Here is a 19,580-nt window from a genome sequence, read left to right as displayed (position 1 = left end):
CTACCTGGGTTGCTGCTGCGTTACGCAGTGTACCATTCCTCCGTTAGCAAACAGGTTGCGGCAATCTATCCCTACCACTTTCCTTCCCGGATACAGCGCCTGGATAATATTATTCGCCACAGCATCGTTGGGGTCATTGTAATTGGGCACCAGCACCGTATTATTAGCGATATAGAAATTGATATACGATCCTTTTCCTACATTTTTCCCGTAGGTGGTCACCACATTATTCCGGGTCAGCGGTACCTTCACGAACTTGTAAGCAGCGTCATGGCTGTTGACCGCCTGGTACAGCCGGCGGATGTCCTGCTGGGGCACCTGCCAGTAATCCAGGTCTTCTTCCGACATGGTGATGATCGTGTTGCCGTCGGCAAAGCGGGCAAAGCCATCAATATGCATATCCGTAATATCCAGGCCGGCACGCCCTTCCAGCCAGATGAACCGGGTAACGCCCAGGTACTTCGTAAACAGCGCTTCCGCCTCCTGCTGTGTCATGCCAGGGTTACGGTTAGTATTCAGTATGGAACTTTTGCAGGCCATCAGCACGCCGCTGCCGTCCATTTCCACGCTGCCGCCTTCGTTGATCATTACCTTATTGAGGTCTATACGCTGTATACCGCTGTTGGCCGCGATAACCTCCGGGATCCTGTCGCAATTATCGAAAGCGGCTTTGTTGCCCCATCCATTAAAACCCCAGTCTTCCATCACCAGCCGCCCCTGTTTGTCTTTTACAAATATGGGCCCGTTATCCCGTACCCATACGTCGTCTGTGGGATGGACGGTAAAATCCACGTTTGTCAGCGGCACCTGTGCGTTTTGCAGCAGTTCGGTGACCCGCTCTTTTTCATCCTGGTCATACACGATCAGGTGCACTTTCTCCCCCGGTACCAGCGCCTGCGTCATGGCGGTCCAGGTAGCGTCCAGCCTGTTCCTGTAGGCTTTTCCATATTGATACTCGTGCGGCCACTGCAACCAGGTGCCTTCATGTGGCGCCGCTTCTTCCGGCATGCGGTACAAAACAGTGGTGTCCGCCGGGGACACGGGAGCGCCGGTATCCTCCTTGCCACAGGACATTATCAGCGCAGAAAGGACCATCAGTGTTGTTGTCATTTTGTTTGTCATTAAAAGCTAAAATTTTGATAGCACAAAACTATCACAGCATTTTCCCATCCTGTTGTCCGGAATTGACAATCTTATTGAAGCGGCAGCCATATCGCTGTTTCCTGTTCTTCTACGGCAGTAGTATTATCGGGGTGTTTTATATATTTTTCGATGATGGGCGTCGGGGCGAATTCCAGCCTGGTTTCCAGTATCCAGCCAGCGTAAATTTTCCCATAGGTCTCCTCTATGGTTTCATAACTGCCATAGTGCATAAAACAGGCATATCTGCCCGCCGGAATTGTTTTTGATGGCAGTACGCCTTTCTCTGCCTGCCTGGAGGCACAGGCATCGTACCGGCATGCCAGGCTTTCCCGTATCAACGGTTCATCGGCCACAACGCCATAGAATTCCGTTCCGGGCGCGGTAAACTGATGCGCCATCAACTGCTCCCACAGTTCTTCCACCGCTGCATGGTTATAATCGATAAAAGCGCTTTGATAATAGACAGTAACCGGCGGTACGTAGATGATTTCCGGTATCAGCCGTTCTTCTGTTTCCAGCGGCACGATCTCCGCCCGGGCCAGCAGCGGCAATTTACGCTCCCTGGCCTCACTGGGCGCCATCCCGAAATGCTGCCGGAAGGCCTTGGAAAACGAAGCTACATTGGCAAACCCAACCTCCAGCGCAATAGAAGAAAGCGTTTCCCGGGTGTACAGGATCATCTTATACGCATTCTCTACCTTCAACCGCTGCTGGTAAGCGCCGATGGTTTCTCCGCAGGTATATTTAAATATCCGCTGGATATTCCGGTACGAGTAGTGAGATACCTGTTCCAGCTCTTTGATGGAAATAAGCCGGTGATAGTGCTGTTCGATAAAATGCAGGGTATCATATACCCTGACCAGATGACCGGTATCCATTTCCTGTATTTTCCTAAAATTAAAATAATTCTGATAAACAAACAGGGCGCCTCCCGTAAAGAGGCGCCCTGTTTGTTTATCAGATCCTGTGTGTTCTATTGTTTAACAATCTTTTTCAGATACACCTGTTTTACGCCGTTCTTCACTCTTACCAGGTACACACCCGGAGGCAGGGACGAAATGTCCAGCTGAGTATTAACGATGCCTACTTCACGACGCAATACCTCGCGACCATTTACATCCAGCAGGCTCACTTCTGTTTTTCCTGTAAACCCTGTCAGGTTAATGTTCATAATGTTGTTGACCGGGTTAGGGAATACATCCACTTTCTGCTCTTTGGTGATCACATCTTTACCAATCACAGCTTCTTCTCCCCGGCTGGCGGTACCTGTCTGTACCCGCAGGGTATAGCAGGAAGTGGGGCTGTTGGCGCCACTGTAACCGTACACCTGTGCATAGTAAGTACCTGCGGCTACTGTTCTGCTGATGGTTTCATTGCTGGTACCCGCTGCCTGCGAAATGGCCACCTGGGACCCTGCGCTGTTCAACAGTTTCAGGTCATAGTCGCCAGGCAGCGTCTTCAGAGTAATAGTAATAGTACCTCTGGTGGTGATCACAAATTTATAGTGATCGATATCACCACTTGGGCTGATCAGCCCGGTAACATCGGTATTAAACGGAATAGTGGCAGCGCCAGGCCGGGTATCGTTGGTGGAATTATCCAACGGGTTGGCGCAACCGGAGGACGTTAAAGTGGTGAATTGCGCCGCTGCATAACTACTGTTGCCGCTTGAGCAGTTGGTCCTTACTCTCCAGTCATACAAGGTAATGGACGTTAAACCGCTTAAATTAACCGACAAGGAAGTGGTGGCAGTGGCGGCATTGGTCCATGTGGAAGAAGCATTGGGCTTATAATCCACATCATAGCTTACGGCGCCGCTCACAGCTGCCCAGCTAACGGTAGCGCCGGCAGCGGTCACACCGGAGCTGGTTAAGCCGGTCGGTGCGTTACAGCTGCCTGTTGACGTAGTGGTAAACTGCGCCGTTGAATAAGTGCTGCTACCACTGCTGCAATTGGTCCTTATCCGGTAATCGTAGGTGGTCCCGGTGGTAAGACCGGTGAGACTGGCAGAAACGGCTGTCGTTCCGGTGGCCACGTTGGTCCATGTACCGGAGGTAGTGGCTTTGTAATCCACATCATACGATACCGCACCGCTCACAGCGGTCCATTCTATGGTAGCCGAGGTGGTGGTAATAGCGGAAGCTGCCAGTCCGCCCGGGGCAGCGCAACCGGAGCCGGCGGTAATGGTGAAGTTGGTATTGGAGATATCAAAGAAGATATTACCTACCGCTTCCACTTTTATCCTGGCGGTGGTGGTGGGCGTATTGGGAATCGTTACCGCTTCGCTGCCATCGTTAGGAGTGCTGGCCACCAGGGTGCTGAAGGTGTTACCGCCGTCGGTAGAGATAGATATTTTTACGTTGGCGGTGCTGACAGGCGCCGCTGTTGTATTGGCCACGTTCCAGGTGACGGTCTGCGATGAATTACCGGCCCATGATACGTTGGTATTGGGGGCAGTCACGGTAAAAGGCCCGGAGGTGTTGCTAACGGTGATCGTGGCATCCGCGAAGTTGGTCTGCCCGATGCTCACCGGCGCTGTAGAACTGTACGGCGCGTTGTCTCTTACCGTTAAACGGAACTTCAATGTCCTGGAAACGGAGCTTAGTGCTTCTGTATTAGCGCCGGCATCTCCGCCGGTCAAGGGACCGGATATTAAACCGCCGGCGAGGATGGTTGCCAGTTTGGGAAAATACCTTACCGGTGTGGTAACAGGCGCATAGGAAATCCAGTTGGGGCCGGACGCTTTGGCGGCGCTGGCTACGCTGGAGCTGCCTGTCTGAGAAGACGTGGCGTTATCGTTCTGTTCCCAGGAATACGTCAGCACATCGCCGGCATTGGCATCTGTTGCAGAGCCGGTGAGGGCAAACGGGGTGTTGATGGGAATGGTAAAGTTACCACCGGCATTCACCACCGGGGTGGCGTTGGTGCCGGAGATGCTGGTCGTTACCGGGCAGGTCTTACCGGAAAGGTTGGACTGGATCTGCGCGATGGAAGCGGCATGATAGAAAGCGATGGAGTGAGGCGCCAGGTCCTGGTTGGTAATACCGGCATACCCCATAATGGTGATGCCGGAGCCAGGTTCCACGTTCACGCCGGTGCCTTCGTTGCTCATGGAGAAAGTGTGGTTGGCGCCCAGCTGGTGACCCACTTCATGCACCACATAGTCGATATCGAAATTATCGCCTTGTGGAACGTTGTCGGCAGGAGAGGTAAAACCGCTGCCTTTGGAGTTGTCGACACAAATACAGCCGATGCAACCGGCGTTGCCGCCACCGCCGGATGCACCGAACAGGTGGCCGATATCATAGTTCGCTGCTCCGATTTTTGTGTTGAGGGTGTTCTGTAATTCACTGTTCCATGCTCCTCCCGCGCCTGAGCTGGCGGAGGAATAGGGGTCTGTGCTCGGATCGTAATAAATCACGTTGGTGCTGGCCGCAATCAGGTTGAGATGCAGTGCCAGGTCTTTTTCATAAACGCCGTTACAACGGGTCAGCGTGGCGTTGATCGCTGCCAGTACCAGTGATACCTGTGAGGCGCTGGTAGCCCCGAAATAGTTGGAGTATTCCGCCGTTACCGATTGCGCCAGCCGCATCGTTTTGGCATCGCCGGTAGAACGCGCCACAGTACCTACCTGGTTACCGATGCTGGACGCCAGCTTCTGCTCGGGCGTGGAACATTTCCACGGTAAAGTCTTCGGTTGTTTTTTGAATACGGCGTACACCGTATGGTCAGCAGAATAAGGTTCAATGAACTCATTTTGTTTTTCCGTACGGAAAACCATGGCCTGTAACCCCTGCGGGGAAATGCTCAGCTTCAGGGTCGCGTTTTTGTCGGTAATACCTTTTCCGGAAAATGCTCTTATCTCCGGGAATTGGGCTTGCAGCGCCGGTTCGAAATTGGAAGCTTCCACTATCTGGTACTGTTCAATTTCTCCATCTGCATTCGGCAAGGAAATGATGACCGCCTGTGATGCGGCGTTGCCTACTGTCCTGAATGCGTCTCTTCGCAGTGGCGTCATGTTCAGGTCAAACAATTTGTATTGAGCGGGAAAGGCGAGGCGCGCCACGGCCTTGTCGGTGGCGATCCTGGCGACATCGGTATGCGGCCGCCAGTAGTCCTGCGCATACGATAGGGTACTACACAACAATGCTGTTGCGAGAAGTAAAACTTTTTTCATTGGTAGTTCAGATTTTGGTAAAAAAGGGTTGTTTATATAGATATAGTTTAGTGCTCTGGGTTTGAATCGGTTTTTGTGAATAATGGTTGTTGATGGTTGTTTACATAAATGTAGCAGAACTCTCTGCGGCAGAAATACACGACTGCTTTTTCTCCAAAGAAAAAGCGGCTGTCTCCATATTTTGGAGACAACCGCCTGTATATGAAGGGGGGATCTTATATTATAAGACTACCGTTTTCCCTTTGGGCGCCGCTTTTGCAGGCTTCGGCAGGAATCCTGCCTGCTGCAGCTCCCGTACACTTTCCTTTACGGCTTTTGTGATCTGACGCACATGTTCGTCCGTATGGGCATCTGACAGGAAGCAGGTCCTTCCCTCCCAGATATATACGCCTTTCTCCAGCAGATGATAGAAAAAGAGGTCCATATTGGACGTGATGGCGAAATAAAACAGCGACCCGAAATTATGTACGTCCATAGGCACGTTGTTTTCTTTCAGGAAGGCCGATAACTCGCTGACCAGCTTAGTGGTGCGGACGTTCAGCTGTTCCTGCAACGCAGGGCCCCGCTGCTGTAGTTCTTTCAGTAGTGCCAGCGTGGCCGACATGCTCAGCGGATGCTTGCAGAAGGTACCGGCAAAAAAGGTGGTATCGGTGGCAGGATAGGAGTCATCGCCATACTGCCACATACCGCCGTCCAGCGCGTCCATATACTTACGGGAGCCGGCGATGATACCTATCGGTAACCCGCCGCCCGCTATCTTGCCATAGGTGGCCAGGTCAGCACGTACGCCAAAATACGCCTGTGCGCCGCCTGGATGAATACGGAAACCGGTGATCATCTCGTCAAAGATCAGCGCGATGTCTTCTGCGGCGGTCATATCCCGCAGCGCATGCAGCAGCGCTTTGGGCTGATACCCCGGCTTGCGGCTCTGTACCGGTTCTACCAGTACGGCCGCCAGTTCCTGTTTATGGGCGCGTATCTGCTCCACTACATCGGGATGATGATAGTCAAACACCAGTACGTCAGCCACCATATTATGAACGATGCCCGCGGCCATAGGCACGCCTGCGTGACTTCTCTCCAGGTCTTCAGGGGCGGCTAAAGTGCCATCGAAGTGACCGTGATAGGAGCCGGCGAAAACGGCGACCTTTTTTCTGCCGGTAACGGTGCGGGCCAGCCTCACGGCGGTCATCACCGCTTCGGTGCCGGAGTTATGGAAGCTGGCGCGTTCCGTGCCGGTGAGCGATGTCACCAGTTCAGCTACCTGGCCGGCGAGCGGCGTTTGCGGCCCCAGCTGGAAGCCTTGTTGCAGCTGCTGCTGAAGCGCATTGATGATCACCGGCGGGCAGTGGCCCAGCAGGTCCACGCCGAAGCCCATCGCCAGGTCGATGTAGGTGTTACCGTCCAGGTCCGTGATGGTAGCGCCAGCCGACGAGGCCGCCTGTATGGGATATACCAGTTCCTTGGTAGAGAACCGGAACCCCGCGGAAGCACGGTTATCTGTTAACACCGGCCGGTATTGCTGTGTATGCGCTTTTGATTTTTGTGTTTTAAGATTATACCGGCGGATGAACGCATCGAGGTATTGCTGCTGTTCCGCGCTGTAGCCCGACTGCCCGGGGCGGGTCTCCATCCTGGGGAAGATAGAACGGTGCTGCACCGGTGCTTTCGTTACTTCTACTACTGTGGCCGGCGCCGTTGTGCCGTTCCCGTTGGTCTTTACGCCTGTTACTGTTTCCTGCGGCAGATGCCCCGTCGTGCCCAGGTGCTGCGACAACAGCACCAGCTGCTGTTCGAGGAAATCGAATAAACGCTGCGACACGGCCGGATCTGCCGGGGAGGAATGAGGTACTGCGCCATTGGTTTTAGCAGGAGCCGGCGCGGCCGGTTTTATCACCGATGTCACGGCTGGCACCTCCGCTACTACGGCGCCCGGCGCCGGCGACGGTGCTGCCGCGGCTTCCGGTATACCTGCGGCGATATAATCCGTCATCAGCTGGATAGTCGTCAGTGTTTCAAACAGCTGGCGGATGCTGAAATTGACGTCATATTTTTTCTCGATCCTTCTGATGGCGCTCGCCAGCACCAGCGAGTCGGCGCCCATCTCCAGGAAACGGGCGTGTATGTCAATATCAGCGGCGGGCAACTTCAGCAGACTGCTGAAGATGTCGGTAACATCCCGCAGTATGGCGGTACGCTGGGAAGATGCGTGAGGAGTGTCGGTCATAATCTTGCTTTTTTGTTCGTATGGCGGATGAGTAACAGGTGATATTTCTTTTTCAAAGGCCCAGTAACGCTGACGGTTAAACGTATAGGCAGGGAGGCTGACTTTGCGGTGCCCCTGTTGAGCAAACAGCAGTTGCGGCTGTACCGGCAGTCCTTTCACATACAGTGTCAGCAGTGCCTGCAGCATCATATCCCAGGCGGAATGACCGATCTTCATACAGGGCAACAGGCAGTCCTCTGCATATTCCGCGGTAAGCTGCACCATCGACAGCAGGTTGGGCTGTGGCCCCAACTCCATCAGGATATCGCCACCCAGCCGGGAGATCGTCTGTATGCTTTTGGCGAACATCACCGGCGAAACAATCTGATCGCACCAGTAGCGGTGGTCTGCTGTTTCCGTCATCACCTCCCCGGTGATATTGGAAATCAGCTGCAGCCGTGACGGCCGGAAATCAATTTGCCGGGCCACTTCGCGGAACTCGTCCAGCATCACCTCCATCAACGGAGAGTGGGAAGCATGGGCTATCAGGAGCGGGCGGCTGTCGACACCAGCTTCTTTCAGCGATACCAGCATGTCGGCTACCGCCTGTTTTTTTCCGGAGATCACTGTCAGCGCCGGTCCGTTTACTGCCGCAATCGCCAGATCATTTCCGTATGGTTGTATCATGGCGGCCACCTCTTCCACCGGTGCGAAGACGGTCGCCATAGCGCCCGGCTCTTTCACCGCCTGCATCAGCCGCGCTCTTTCGGTGACCAGCTTCAGGCCATCGTCCAGGCTGAACACGCCTGCCACATAGGCGGCGGCATATTCGCCTACGCTATGTCCGGCAACGATCGCCGGCGAGAGGCCCCATGACTTCCACACTTCGGCCAGCGCACAGGAAATAACATAGATGGCCGGCTGGAAATAGGTCATCTGCAACAACAACTCATTGGACGCCTCTCTCTCCATTTTATACAGCAGGGTAGTCAGGGAGATGCCCCACCGTGCTTCCAGCCAGCTGTCACAATGATCTATCACCTGGCGGAAGACAGCGTTGTGTTCATATAATTCGATGCCCATGTTCCAGTACTGCGAGCCGCCGCCGGTGAAAAGCCATACCAGCTGTCCATCGCGGGGCTGCACCCTGCCGGACAGCACCTCCTCCGTATAGGCGTTTTCGTGGTAAGCCCGGAGGCGGCGCGCCGCTTCGTCTATCGCCGCCGCAGAAAAGGCGATGCGATAAGGGAAGGCATCTCTCGTGGTGAAAGTACTGCAGGCAATATCCGCCAATGTATCTGTCGTAGTTTCCAGCGCAGCGGCGTAACGCGCCGCCAGTGATTGTAAGGCCGCCGGCGATTTGGCGGACAATGTCAATGGCCAGGAGGGTCGCTGTACTAACGGCGCCGGTACTACGTCTTTGGCAGTTAGCACGGGTGCTTCTTCGAGTATCACATGCACATTGGTGCCGCTAAGTCCGAAAGAGCTGATGGCCGCACGTCTGGGGGTACTAACGGTGGGCCAGGCGGTCGGCCGGTCCACCACCTTCAACTGCATCTCTTTCCAGGGGATATAACTGCTGGGGGTGTTAAAGTTGAGAGTAGCGGGCAGCTGCCGCTGTTGCAATGACAGCACTGTTTTGATAAGCCCTGCGATGCCGGCCGCGGCTTCGAGGTGACCGATATTGGATTTCACAGCGCCCAGCAACAGTGGGTTACCGGCTATGCGGGACTGCCCGTAGACAGCATGCAACGCCTGTGCCTCCACGGGGTCGCCCAGTTTGGTACCTGTTCCATGCGCTTCTACGTATTGCACGGTATGCGGCTCCACCCCTGCCTGCTGCAGGGCTTTCCGGATCACCTGCTGTTGCGCGATGCCGTTGGGAGCAGTAAGACCATTGCTTTGCCCGTCATGGTTCACAGCCGATCCTTTGATGACAGCAAGCACGGTATCACCGTCCCGCTGTGCATCGCTGAGGCGCTTCAGCACGATCATACCGGCCCCTTCCCCCCTGACATAACCGTCCGCCGTTTCATCGAAGGCGTGGCATTGCCCGGTGGGCGATAATGCTTTCATACGGCACAGCCGTATCGTGGTGTCCGGCGAGAGCATCAGGTTCACTCCGCCGGCCAGTGCCAGCGAACATTCGCCGAGCAGCAGATGCTGGCAGGCCTGATGCACGCTCAGCAACGAAGAGGAACAGGCAGTATCCAGCTGCAGCACGGGACCATGGAAATCGAACAGGTAGGCAATCCTTCCTGCCGCCACGCTCCGCTGCAGGCCCAGCGTGCTGAAAGCATCTTCGAACAGCGCCGGCGGCGTATGGTCTTCCACGATCTGTTGATAGTCATCGGTCCCAAGTCCTACAAACACCCCGGTGTCGGTGCCCCTCAGGGAAGAAGGACGGATACCGGCATGCTCCATTGCTTCCCAGCAGACCTCCAGCAGCAGCCGCTGCTGGGGGTCCATCGCGGCAGCCTCCCTCGGAGAGATGCCAAAAAACACCGGATCGAACTGGTCCGCCTGCGCGATAAATCCACCGTGCCGGGTATACATCTTCCCCGTCTCGTCTTCATCGGTGCTGTAATAACGGTCCACCGGCCAGCGGTCTTCAGGTACTACGGTAACGCCACTACGTTGCTGCTGCAACAGTTCCCAAAAGGCGGCGGGACTGTCTGCCGCGCCGGGGAAGCGGCATCCCATACCGATAACCGCAATTTTTTCATCGGCGCCCTGCTGCTGCCGCTGTGCTTCTTTTCCGGTATCAGATGTTCCTGAAAGGTACGCCGCCAGCGCGGTGGCGGTTGTATAGTTATAGATTAGCGTCTTGTCCACCGGTATGCCCAGCCATTGTTCCAGGTCGGCCGCCAGCATGACCGCCTGCATGGAGGTGAGCCCGTACTCCGCAAATACCCTGTCGGCCGACAGCATGTCGGCTGACAGTTTAAACCGCTGTTGCAGCCACTGCTGCAGCCAGTCACGGACTTCCTGAAAGCTACGTGTATCCGTTTCCTTTAGCAACACCGCTTTCTGTTGGGCGGCAGCTATCTCCCCGATAGCGTCTGCATATAACCCTTGCCGGTAGTCTTCCGCAAAAGTGTATCGCTTCACTTTTCCGCTGGTGGTTTTAGGTACCTTCCGTACAGGCAGTACATACTTCACCTCCAGACCAAGGCGGGAAGCCACACAGCTCTTGATAGCGGCGATAACGGGCAGAAATTTCTCTATAGACGATTTATGGATGGTAAATACCACAATGGCTTCCGTACCGGTGTCCTCGTCCGGCACGCCACAGGCCACCACTTTACCGGTTTCCACCCCTGTCCATTGTTCTATCGTATGTTCGATATCATGCGGAAAAACGTTCATCCCGTTGACGAAGATGATGTCTTTGGAACGTCCGGTGATATACAGGTATCCATCCAGCATAAAACCGGTATCGCCGGTATTGAGCCAGCCATTCCGGATAGCGGCCGTTGTTGCCGCTTCATTATTGTAGTAACACGCGGTCACCGCATCGCCCCGGATCTGTACCAGGCCCAGGTGACCGTCTTCCAGCGGCCGGCCGGCATCATTGGTAATACTTACTGCTACGCCGCCGATGACTTTTCCCAGGTTGACAATTTCGATACTTTCCACCGCCTCGTCCTGCTGGTAGCTGATCGTCACCGGCTGCCCGGTTACCAACGAATCCCGGCGAACGAACACGCTGGTCATCGCCGCGCCGATATCCCCAAAGGTGACCTCCAGTGTGCCTTCCGCCAGGCCGTAGCCCGGGAACATTGCCGCGGGATCGAGTCCATAATCTCCCAGTACCGTTACAAACTGACGGCACAGCGGCGCGGATATCGGTTCAGCACCGTTGAGGATGATCCGCAGCGAAGAGAAGTCAAGCCCCTCGCCTTTTTGCGGGGTAAACTGGTTCAGGTAGTACTTATATCCAAAGTTGGGAGAACCGGTCACCGTAACACGGTGTTCCGCTATTTTCTGCATCCATAACAACGGATTTCTGATAAACAGGTCCGTCGGCAGGATATAATGGTTTAATCCCGCGGCAGAAGGATACAGGTGAAACCCGATCAATCCCATATCATGTGTGAGCGGCATCCAGCTCAGGTGGCAGTCCCGATCGGTCAACCGATGAGCTGTAATTGCTTCCCATACGTTGGTCACAAGGTTCTTATGCGTGAGCACCACCCCTTTGGGGTTGCCGGTAGATCCCGATGAAAACTGGAGGAAAGCAATGGTTTCAGGGGTAACGGGAACGACTACTCCTTGTTGACCGTTATCTTCCTTTTCATCCGTAAAAATAATACTGTCAAAATCCTGGCCGGCAGCGGCGCCTGACAGCAGTTTTTCGGCATGGGCGCGCCTCACAGCCAGTGCAGGCTTATGGAGGACATTCCTGATCTTAAAGAGCTTCTGCGCGTTTTCCCCCTCATAGGTGACGGCCACCGGCACAGGAATGATGGCGCCCAGGATACAGGCCCAGAAAACCTGCAGAAAGGTTTTGTTGTCCTCTATCTGCAATACCAGCTCCATCCCCGGCGTGAGGCCTTTAGCCTGCAGATAGGCGAGCCATGATAAGGCGTCTTCATACAGCTGCCGGTAAGAAAGGAAGTCCTCGTTGTTGCTGCCCGCGACAAAGGTGACGCCTTTGTGGGGTTCATCTTTGAGTCCGGTCAACAGTTGTTGCAAGGTATCCGGACGCAATGTGTACTTCATAAACAATACATTTTTGGGAATAGCTTCGCCGCAGGACTGTATCTTACAGTCTCCGAACGGCGGCATGCTGAATGATGGTATACGTATTTATCTGCGCTGCGTGAAACGCAGCGACAGCAAGGGGTGGCGCCGGACCGTACAGGATATAGCTGTCGCTATACTGAATCCAGTCACTTAGCACTTGAATATATTACAGTTGAAACAATCCGTGACCGCGGCAAATCAAGTTGGTCAAAGGCCCGCGTCAGAATAGGCAGCAGGCTGTTACGGTTATTATTGAGTTTTTTTCTTTTTTTCCTGCATTTTTCCCGGTGAGATAAATATGCAGGTCGGAACTAAAAATAGGAAAAAATATCAAGCCAAAAAAAAATATCTGGTGATTATATTCTACCTTAACGCCCGGTAGCTTGTTGGCCCCTGCTGTCAATCAGCCTAACCTGAATGCTCCAAAACCGAAAGTCATGGGATTGTTTGATTACTTTAAAAAGAAGGACCCATCTTCTTCAAAGCCAGTTTACTTAGATACCGTCGCGCAATACCGGCAGTTTTATGACGCGAACCAATCGCAGCCCCTCGCCTTCTATGGACTTATTCCATACACAGAAAACAACAGTACGCCTTTTCATACTGCACCATATGAACAGACATTACTGGTTGATTTCCCGTTTGACACTGCCTGCGTGTGGGAAGATATCGACGATGAACAGGTAGCAGAAGAAAAGATCAATGCCGTGCTATATGGCAATATCCCTATCGCCAGGGAAGGCTGTGGCATGTACTGGATCCTGATCACCACGGGCAGGCATCAGGGAGAAGTATGGCTGCTGACGGACTCCGGTATCACACCGGTGGCCGAAAACCTGCGCCTCGATGCGTGGAAAGAACAGCAAGTAAAAAGCGGCAACACTTTCTGGTACCCGGCGGTCAAACACTGGGGGCCTATCGAAAATGCTTTTTTCCTTAGCCACGCCCCCAAGAAAATGGCCGCTTCGGGTAACGACATTTTTGGCACTACCAGCAGTATGTGCCGGAGCTGCCTTGACTATCTCTCCCGGTGTGCCGTTAAACATCAAAAGGAATTTTTCGTCACCGATCCTGAAGGCACCCGGATATTCGGAACAGACGGCAACATTGAGCTTATCAAAAACTAAAACACCGATACCTGCACCTTACATGAAACACATTTTTATTTTATTACTCGTTAGCCTCCCTGTTTCCCTCTGTGCCCGGCAAAAGAGCGTCGTCACGCTTTCCAAAGAACAGCTGCTCGGCGTGGATGCCTTCCAGGTATTCCGCACCAACAAGTTCCTCGACTACAAAGATGTGGACGTGATCAAAAAGTATATAGATACGGTATTGTATGAAACAATGAACGTAAAAAAATCATACGGCGGAAAAGACTGGCATAAAGTAGCGCAGGAAACCGCCGCCGACTACCGGAAAGACAATCCCGATCTTACCTATACGTTTTCAGACGGCAACATGACCGAATCATACAGCTATGATGATTCTATGATACAGCTGCATGGCGATGTGAAAACAGTTTACAATCCAAAGGGGTTTATGCTGTTGCAGGAAAAGAAAAGGACTTTCTTGTCTTCCGGCCGTATAGAAACACAAAGCACTATCAATGAATTCGACCATCAGAACAGGGTGGTGAAGATCATCCGCCGTTTCGAAGACAGCCAGCACAAAAATGCCACCCGTGAAGAAATAGTCCGGGCCGAATACGGAAAGAATGAGGTTATTGTCAGCAGCGCCAACGGCGTACTGCGATGTGAGCTGGTGCCGGTGAAAGAACCGGGCGCTTATTATTCCAACCTGTCTGCCCGGGAAACAGCCGAATATTTTATGTATACCCTGAAAAGTGATACCCCTGAAGACGCCCGAAAATACTGCAATGGCACTGCGCTGGAGAAACTCTCCGCATTATTGACGGGACAGAAAATAAGTAAGGTCTCCTCCCTGGGCGGTTCAGGTACGTTTTCTACTGCGAAAGTGACCATGGAAGAGAACTGGAAGATCACTTATGCTGATGGCAGCGAAGTAAAAAAAGCGGTAAAGCTCAGCCTTGTCAACACGGAACAAGGCTGGAGGATCGATGACTTTACCCTTTAATGGAAATTCTAACGCCCGAATACCTGCTGTTCCTCCTGCGCGCATAAGGCTTCCTGCTCTTTGTACGTCTTCCAGTCAATATAACCGTGCATCGTCAGACCGTAATGCAGCTCTCTTTCAGGAGGAGTCTGCGGCCAGTTGTGCCGCAAACGGTCCACCAGGTCGGGGTTGGAGATAAACGGCTCTCCGAAAGCCGCGATGTCGATGGTGCCGGCGTTGATCAACCGTTCAGATTTTTCCCGGTCCATGCCGCCTGCCAGGATAATAACGCCATCGTACCACTGCCGGAACCTTTCCAGGAAACCATCCGGCAGCGCGAAGCTGCCGCGTGACTGCTGGTCCATGATATGGATGTAAGCGATTTTCCTGTCGGACAGCTCCTTCGCAAGATACTGGTAGGTAGCCTCCAGATCGTCATAGTGCGGCAGTTCATGCAGCCCGCCATACGGCGTCAGCCTGATAGCCACTTTTGCAGCGCCTACCGCCGCTATGCTGGCGTCGATCGCTTCCAGGAGGAATCGGCTGCGGTTTTCCACGCTGCCGCCGTATTGGTCCGTCCGGTTGTTGATATGCGGGTTTAAAAACTGCTCTATCAGGTAACCATTGGCGCCGTGCAGTTCTACCCCGTCAAAGCCTGCCTTGATAGCATTCTTCGCCGCATTGGCAAAATCCTGCGCTATCTGTCCGACTTCTTCTGTCGCCAGCGCACGGGGTTTGGAGGCGGTCACAAAACCTTCCCGGCCGTTTTCATCATATCCCCAGGCTTTGGACTGCGCCGCCTGTATGTCTGAGGAGCTTACCGGCGCCTGCCCGCCAGGCTGGTTGGACGTGTGGGACACCCTGCCCACATGCCATAGCTGGGCAAATATTTTACTGCCTTTGGCGTGCACGGCTGCCGTTACTTTCTTCCAGCCTTCCACCTGTTCGGGTGTGTATAGTCCGGGGATGTACAGTACCCCTTTGGAGGTATCGGATATAGCGACCCCTTCAGTTATAATAAGCCCGGCGCCTGCGCGCTGGGAATAGTAAAGGGCGTTGTTGTCATTGGGGATACCGTCAGCGTTCCTGGCCCTTGTCATAGGAGCCATCGCAATGCGGTTGTTCAGCTGCAGCGAACCGATCCTTGCCGGTTCAAAAATGTTTGTGTTCATGGTATTTGCTTTTTACGACCAGCCGCTTATGGGAAGATCGATGGTGCAAATTTCCATTGAATTTAATCATCATCAAAATAAGATAATTAGTAATGTTCTATCATTATTATAATAGATAAAAAACAGGGCAGGCTATTTCTTTACAATTGTTATCGTTTCAATCGTCGTACCCATGATAATTTTGTAAAAAAAGCAGCATGAAAGACTTTATAAAAGCATTGTTCCGGGATATCATCGAAAACAACAATTATGACGAAACGCTGATTCATCAGTATTTCAGCGAGGATTACGTTCAGATCGTGGATGACCAGACGTTAAATTTTGATACCTTTAAAAAGCATATTCGTAACCTAAAGGAAAAAGTCCGGGAGACAGAAGTCCAATTTGCCGGGATAGCCAGCAATGAAACATCCGTATTCACCAGACATTATGTGAAGAGCATGCTTAAAAACGGGGAATGGGTAAAACATAAAGTGCTGGCAGAATTTCAGATAAAGGATGGTAAGGTGGTCCAATGTGATGAATTAACCATGCTGATGGAAGGAAATAAAAGTGAAAGCAATTTAGGATCAGCAGTATAATCTGACAAACATGAATGAAAAGGAACTACAGCTGTTAAAAAATCTTTTATTCAAAGCGGGCAGCGATGAGGAACACAGAAAAGGCAGCACCATCATACAGGAAGGCGTCACTTCCAACAGGTTTTATTATTTAAAGAAAGGCCTGCTCCGGGGATGGACCAATAACGACGGAAAAGAAATTACCTTCCAGTTTCTTTTCGAAAATCATGTGTTTTGTTCAGCCGAAAGTTTTTTCTATAACACCCCCTGCTCCTACAGCATTGAGGCGCTCGAAGATTCAGTGTTATTGTCCGTGGACAAAGCGCAGATGGATTTATTGCAAAAAGACACCACCTTTCTAAACTTGTTCAATCAGTATTTAATCAGCCGGGTGGCTGCCTATCAACAGTTGTTGATTTCACGGATACAGGATAAGCCTGAAGTCCGGTATAAAAAATTGCTTCAGGAGCATCCTGAAATGCTCCTGCGTATACCTCAGCATTATATTGCGTCGTACCTGGGTATCACGGCGGTTAGCCTGAGCAGAATAAGAAACAGGTAAAAAAGGCGACCCTGCCCATAGGTGGCAGGGTCATGATATCACAGGGTAATATTACGGTTGAAGCGCGTTAAACTACCACTTCACGCGCAGTTCGGAACGTCTGTTCTGTTTGTAATCTTCTTCTTTACAAGGCACACCGTCCTTACATCCGTTCACCGGCTCTTTTTCGCCTTTATTGCTGTAATAGAGCCTTCTGGGATCGATGCCTTTATTGGCCAGATAGTCTATCACGGCATAACAACGCAGGGCAGACAGATCGACGTTATACTGATCACTGCCACGGCTATCCGTAAAGGAAGCGATCACCACTCTCCACTCCGGATGACGCTTCAACACGGCCGCGACTTCGTCCAGTATCCGGCGGGATTCTGTCAGCAGCACGGCGCTGTTGTAATCGTACAGGAATTTCAGCTCTTCCAGTTTCTTTTTATCTGTTTCCTCTTCTGCGGTGTGTTTCCTCTCTACCGGGCGTGGACGTTCACCCGTGGCCGGCGGCAACGTGTTACCTCCGGCAGGTGGTTGCGTATTGCCCCCCGCAGATGGCTGCCTGCTATTTTCTCCGGTACCTACCCTGCTGAAATAATCGGGGTCGGAGAAATAATAGATATCATCCCTGCCTAAACCGCCTTGTCTGCTGGATGCCATATAGCCTTCATAGCCGTTGCGTTTTAAGATCAGGCCGATATCGTCTGCACCGGAATTAAACGGTAACTTCATATTCTCCGGTGCTTCCCAGGTTGACTTTGTTCCTTTTATCCGGTAGATGTCATATCCACCTAAACCGGCATGTCCCCTGCTGGAGAAATAAAGTATACCCTCTTCATTGACCGTGGGAAATGTTTCTGCCGCAACCGTATTGATCTGGCTGCCACAGTTGACCGGCGTGCCCCAGGAGCCATCGGTCTGCTTTTCGGCATACCAGATATCGGTCTGTCCCTGTCCGCCCGGGCGGTCGGATACAAAATACAGGATGTCGCCATCGGAACTCAGCACTGCGTGACTGGAAGAATAGGCTTCGTTGTTAATACCTGCCAGGGGGACCAGCGGCTCCCATTTACCATCCTTTTTCACGGACTGGTACAGCTGCAGATGCCGGACGCCGTTCACAGGCCCTTTCCCTGTGTAAGGCACGCCTTTGCCCTGTATATTGATGGTGGCGTACAGCGTGTCCTCTGTGCGGTTCATGCATACGGGCCCGATATGGTAGTCAAATTTACCCAGCAGTTTAGGCACCAGTTCTTCCAGATATGCTCCGTTACCACCGGTGTATTGCTGGTAAATATAAGCTTTGTAATAAGGCTGATCGGTTCGTTTGTCGATGGGCGGATTCGCCTGCGAACCGCTGCTCAGCGCCAGGGAGCGATACCCGTTGGACATCAGCAGCAATCCTTTCTGCACCACGCCGCTCACCAGGTCAGAGCTGGAAGTGTTCAGCTCTTTGACGGGCTTTAACTGCACAGGTGCGCTTTGTTTAACCCAAACAGCGGCGCTGTCGCAGCTTTTCAGTGCGATACTTTTTAATTGCAGGCTGTCCGCGTTGGCGGTGGTAAACAATGCGTATTGCGCTTTGGCTTCTTCGTACTGCTCCAGCTGGCGCAGCGCTTCGCCGTAGGCGTAATAGGCGGCTGCCGGGCGGTCAGCACGACTGGTAATTTCCTTGAATATATCCGTAGCTTCTTTGTAATAACCGATCTCCTGGAAGCTGCGGGCCATCTTCATCAGCTGCTCTACCGGCATCCTATCCCCCTTCTGGCGGGCAATCCTGTTATAGAGCGCTCCGGCCACCGCATACTCCTGCCTTGCATAGGCCGCTTCAGCCAACTGCAACACGCTTTTCTGCTCCTGGCCGTGCAGGTTGACGGCAGTCAGCAACATCAGCGGAATGATTATTCTGGTACAACGTATCATAAACGGGTAGTAACTAAGGTTTAAAAATACCGGGGGTTCTTCACGGTGTAATTTTTCGACGGGATCAGAAAGCCCAGTGATATTTCATGTGATCCTCCCTGGTAACCGGCCATTTTGTTGATAGTCAGGTCATAGGCATACCCGATGCGCAGTTTTTCCGTGGCATAAAACTCCACCATCACACTGGCGGCGTCCAGCTCACTGAGATCTTTCTGCAGATTGGTTTTACGCCACAGTCCCACACCGGTGCGGTAGGAGGCGCCTACCCACAGCTTCTCGCCTATCAGCAGGAAAGCGTTGATGTCTACGTTGGTCGGACCTTTAAAATCTTCCTTGATCAGGATCGAAGGTTTCAGCGCTAAGTTTTCACTCAGCTGAAACATGGCACCGGTGGTGATATACAAGTGCTGTGTTTTCCTGATCGTGGAATAGTTGTTGCCTTTCCAGTTGTAGCGCGTGGCGTCGGTATACAGCGAAAACAGGTCCATCACAGACGCGCCGGCATAAAAGCGGGGCGTATAGTAATAGATCCCGAAACGGGCGTCCGGCACCCATACGCTCTTTTTGCCCAACGGGATGGCCGCATCCTCGTTATCGATATACTGCAGCGCCGTTCCGTCGATGGAGTACTGGGTAACGCCGCCGCCTATACCGAGGCAAAGGCGACGGGTATCTTCATCATCCAGCGGAATGCGATACGAGTAAGAACCGTAGAGTGACAGGGCGTCTTGCGGCCCTGATTTATCAAACAACATCTGCACTCCCAACCCCACCTTGTTGTCACTGGCGGGTGTCACTCCGTCGAGCGAAATCCCGCCCGTACGGGGTGCGCCGGGGAACCCGGCCCACTGGTGACGATAGATGGCGTTCACATACAGGTCTTCCTTGTAGCCTGCATAGGCAGGGTTAACACTTAACCCGTTGAAGATGTACTGGCTGAACTGTATGTTCTGTTGCGCCACGCCGTGCATACTTATTGCCAGTAGCAAGACCATTATTCCCGCTCTGAGTACTGTTTGCATCTTATACT

11 protein-coding genes are annotated in these 19,580 nt (G+C 52.8%); 4 read left to right on the top strand and 7 right to left on the bottom strand.

Translation table 11 applies throughout. The features are described from left to right. The 4 genes from B5D63_RS25110 to B5D63_RS25095 form a co-directional block, all read right to left on the bottom strand. Entirely contained in the window at window positions 1-1,110 is a 1,110-nt protein-coding gene (locus tag B5D63_RS25110) for an agmatine deiminase family protein (RefSeq protein WP_143313080.1), read from the bottom strand. 83 nt (window positions 1,111-1,193) lie between these two features. Continuing rightward, window positions 1,194-2,021, bottom strand: coding sequence for an AraC family transcriptional regulator (locus B5D63_RS25105; protein ID WP_200817097.1), 828 nt, complete (start codon window positions 2,019-2,021; stop codon window positions 1,194-1,196). A gap of 95 nt (window positions 2,022-2,116) precedes the next feature. Further along, window positions 2,117-5,320, bottom strand: coding sequence for a zinc-dependent metalloprotease (locus B5D63_RS25100; protein ID WP_078671605.1), 3,204 nt, complete (start codon window positions 5,318-5,320; stop codon window positions 2,117-2,119). Window positions 5,321-5,540: 220 nt separating this feature from the next. Continuing rightward, window positions 5,541-12,251 carry a type I polyketide synthase gene (locus B5D63_RS25095; protein WP_159456151.1) on the bottom strand — a complete coding sequence of 2,237 codons (6,711 nt, stop codon included), beginning with the start codon at window positions 12,249-12,251 and terminating at the stop codon, window positions 5,541-5,543. 461 nt (window positions 12,252-12,712) lie between these two features. Between B5D63_RS25095 and B5D63_RS25090 the strand changes: the two genes are divergently transcribed. Together B5D63_RS25090 and B5D63_RS25085 are read left to right on the top strand one after the other, a co-directional pair. Continuing rightward, a complete protein-coding gene (locus B5D63_RS25090; RefSeq protein WP_078671603.1) occupies window positions 12,713-13,402 on the top strand; it encodes a hypothetical protein in 690 nt (229 codons plus the stop codon). Between the two features lie 22 nt (window positions 13,403-13,424). Beyond that, the gene (locus tag B5D63_RS25085; RefSeq protein ID WP_078671602.1) at window positions 13,425-14,369 is read left to right on the top strand and encodes a hypothetical protein; all 945 of its coding nucleotides are present in this window, start codon (window positions 13,425-13,427) and stop codon (window positions 14,367-14,369) included. Window positions 14,370-14,377: 8 nt separating this feature from the next. Here the strand turns inward: B5D63_RS25085 and B5D63_RS25080 are convergent, their stop codons facing one another. Continuing rightward, entirely contained in the window at window positions 14,378-15,520 is a 1,143-nt protein-coding gene (locus B5D63_RS25080; RefSeq protein WP_078671601.1) for an alkene reductase, read from the bottom strand. Between the two features lie 197 nt (window positions 15,521-15,717). Here B5D63_RS25080 and B5D63_RS25075 point away from each other — a divergent pair, with 197 nt between their 5' ends. After that, window positions 15,718-16,101: a nuclear transport factor 2 family protein gene (locus B5D63_RS25075; protein ID WP_078671600.1), complete on the top strand. Its 384-nt coding sequence runs from the start codon at window positions 15,718-15,720 to the stop codon at window positions 16,099-16,101. Between the two features lie 10 nt (window positions 16,102-16,111). Next, complete coding sequence (locus B5D63_RS25070; protein ID WP_078671599.1) at window positions 16,112-16,642, top strand: Crp/Fnr family transcriptional regulator; 531 nt, start codon at window positions 16,112-16,114, stop codon at window positions 16,640-16,642. 72 nt (window positions 16,643-16,714) lie between these two features. Here B5D63_RS25070 and B5D63_RS25065 read toward each other — a convergent pair whose 3' ends face one another. Together B5D63_RS25065 and B5D63_RS25060 are read right to left on the bottom strand one after the other, a co-directional pair. After that, window positions 16,715-18,550 (bottom strand): OmpA family protein, encoded by a 1,836-nt coding sequence (locus B5D63_RS25065; protein WP_078671598.1) that lies wholly within the window; start codon window positions 18,548-18,550, stop codon window positions 16,715-16,717. Between the two features lie 20 nt (window positions 18,551-18,570). Next, window positions 18,571-19,572 carry a PorP/SprF family type IX secretion system membrane protein gene (locus tag B5D63_RS25060; RefSeq protein WP_078671597.1) on the bottom strand — a complete coding sequence of 334 codons (1,002 nt, stop codon included), beginning with the start codon at window positions 19,570-19,572 and terminating at the stop codon, window positions 18,571-18,573. Between the last annotated feature and the right edge of the window lie 8 nt (window positions 19,573-19,580).

The sequence above is a fragment of the Chitinophaga eiseniae genome (genome assembly GCF_900167135.1).
Classification (GTDB): domain Bacteria; phylum Bacteroidota; class Bacteroidia; order Chitinophagales; family Chitinophagaceae; genus Chitinophaga; species Chitinophaga eiseniae.
The sequence above is the reverse complement of the archived record's forward strand: the minus strand, read 5'-3'. Positions and strand labels throughout refer to the sequence as shown.

What these genes read in the sequence shown, in the direction of transcription:
- B5D63_RS25110 (WP_143313080.1), bottom strand. Translation starts at nt 1,110, where the DNA reads ATGACAACAACACTGATGGTCCTTTCTGCGCTGATAATGTCCTGTGGC.
- B5D63_RS25105 (WP_200817097.1), bottom strand. Translation starts at nt 2,021, where the DNA reads ATGGATACCGGTCATCTGGTCAGGGTATATGATACCCTGCATTTTATC.
- B5D63_RS25100 (WP_078671605.1), bottom strand. Translation starts at nt 5,320, where the DNA reads ATGAAAAAAGTTTTACTTCTCGCAACAGCATTGTTGTGTAGTACCCTA.
- B5D63_RS25095 (WP_159456151.1), bottom strand. Translation starts at nt 12,251, where the DNA reads ATGAAGTACACATTGCGTCCGGATACCTTGCAACAACTGTTGACCGGA.
- B5D63_RS25090 (WP_078671603.1), top strand. Translation starts at nt 12,713, where the DNA reads ATGGGATTGTTTGATTACTTTAAAAAGAAGGACCCATCTTCTTCAAAG.
- B5D63_RS25085 (WP_078671602.1), top strand. Translation starts at nt 13,425, where the DNA reads ATGAAACACATTTTTATTTTATTACTCGTTAGCCTCCCTGTTTCCCTC.
- B5D63_RS25080 (WP_078671601.1), bottom strand. Translation starts at nt 15,520, where the DNA reads ATGAACACAAACATTTTTGAACCGGCAAGGATCGGTTCGCTGCAGCTG.
- B5D63_RS25075 (WP_078671600.1), top strand. Translation starts at nt 15,718, where the DNA reads ATGAAAGACTTTATAAAAGCATTGTTCCGGGATATCATCGAAAACAAC.
- B5D63_RS25070 (WP_078671599.1), top strand. Translation starts at nt 16,112, where the DNA reads ATGAATGAAAAGGAACTACAGCTGTTAAAAAATCTTTTATTCAAAGCG.
- B5D63_RS25065 (WP_078671598.1), bottom strand. Translation starts at nt 18,550, where the DNA reads ATGATACGTTGTACCAGAATAATCATTCCGCTGATGTTGCTGACTGCC.
- B5D63_RS25060 (WP_078671597.1), bottom strand. Translation starts at nt 19,572, where the DNA reads ATGCAAACAGTACTCAGAGCGGGAATAATGGTCTTGCTACTGGCAATA.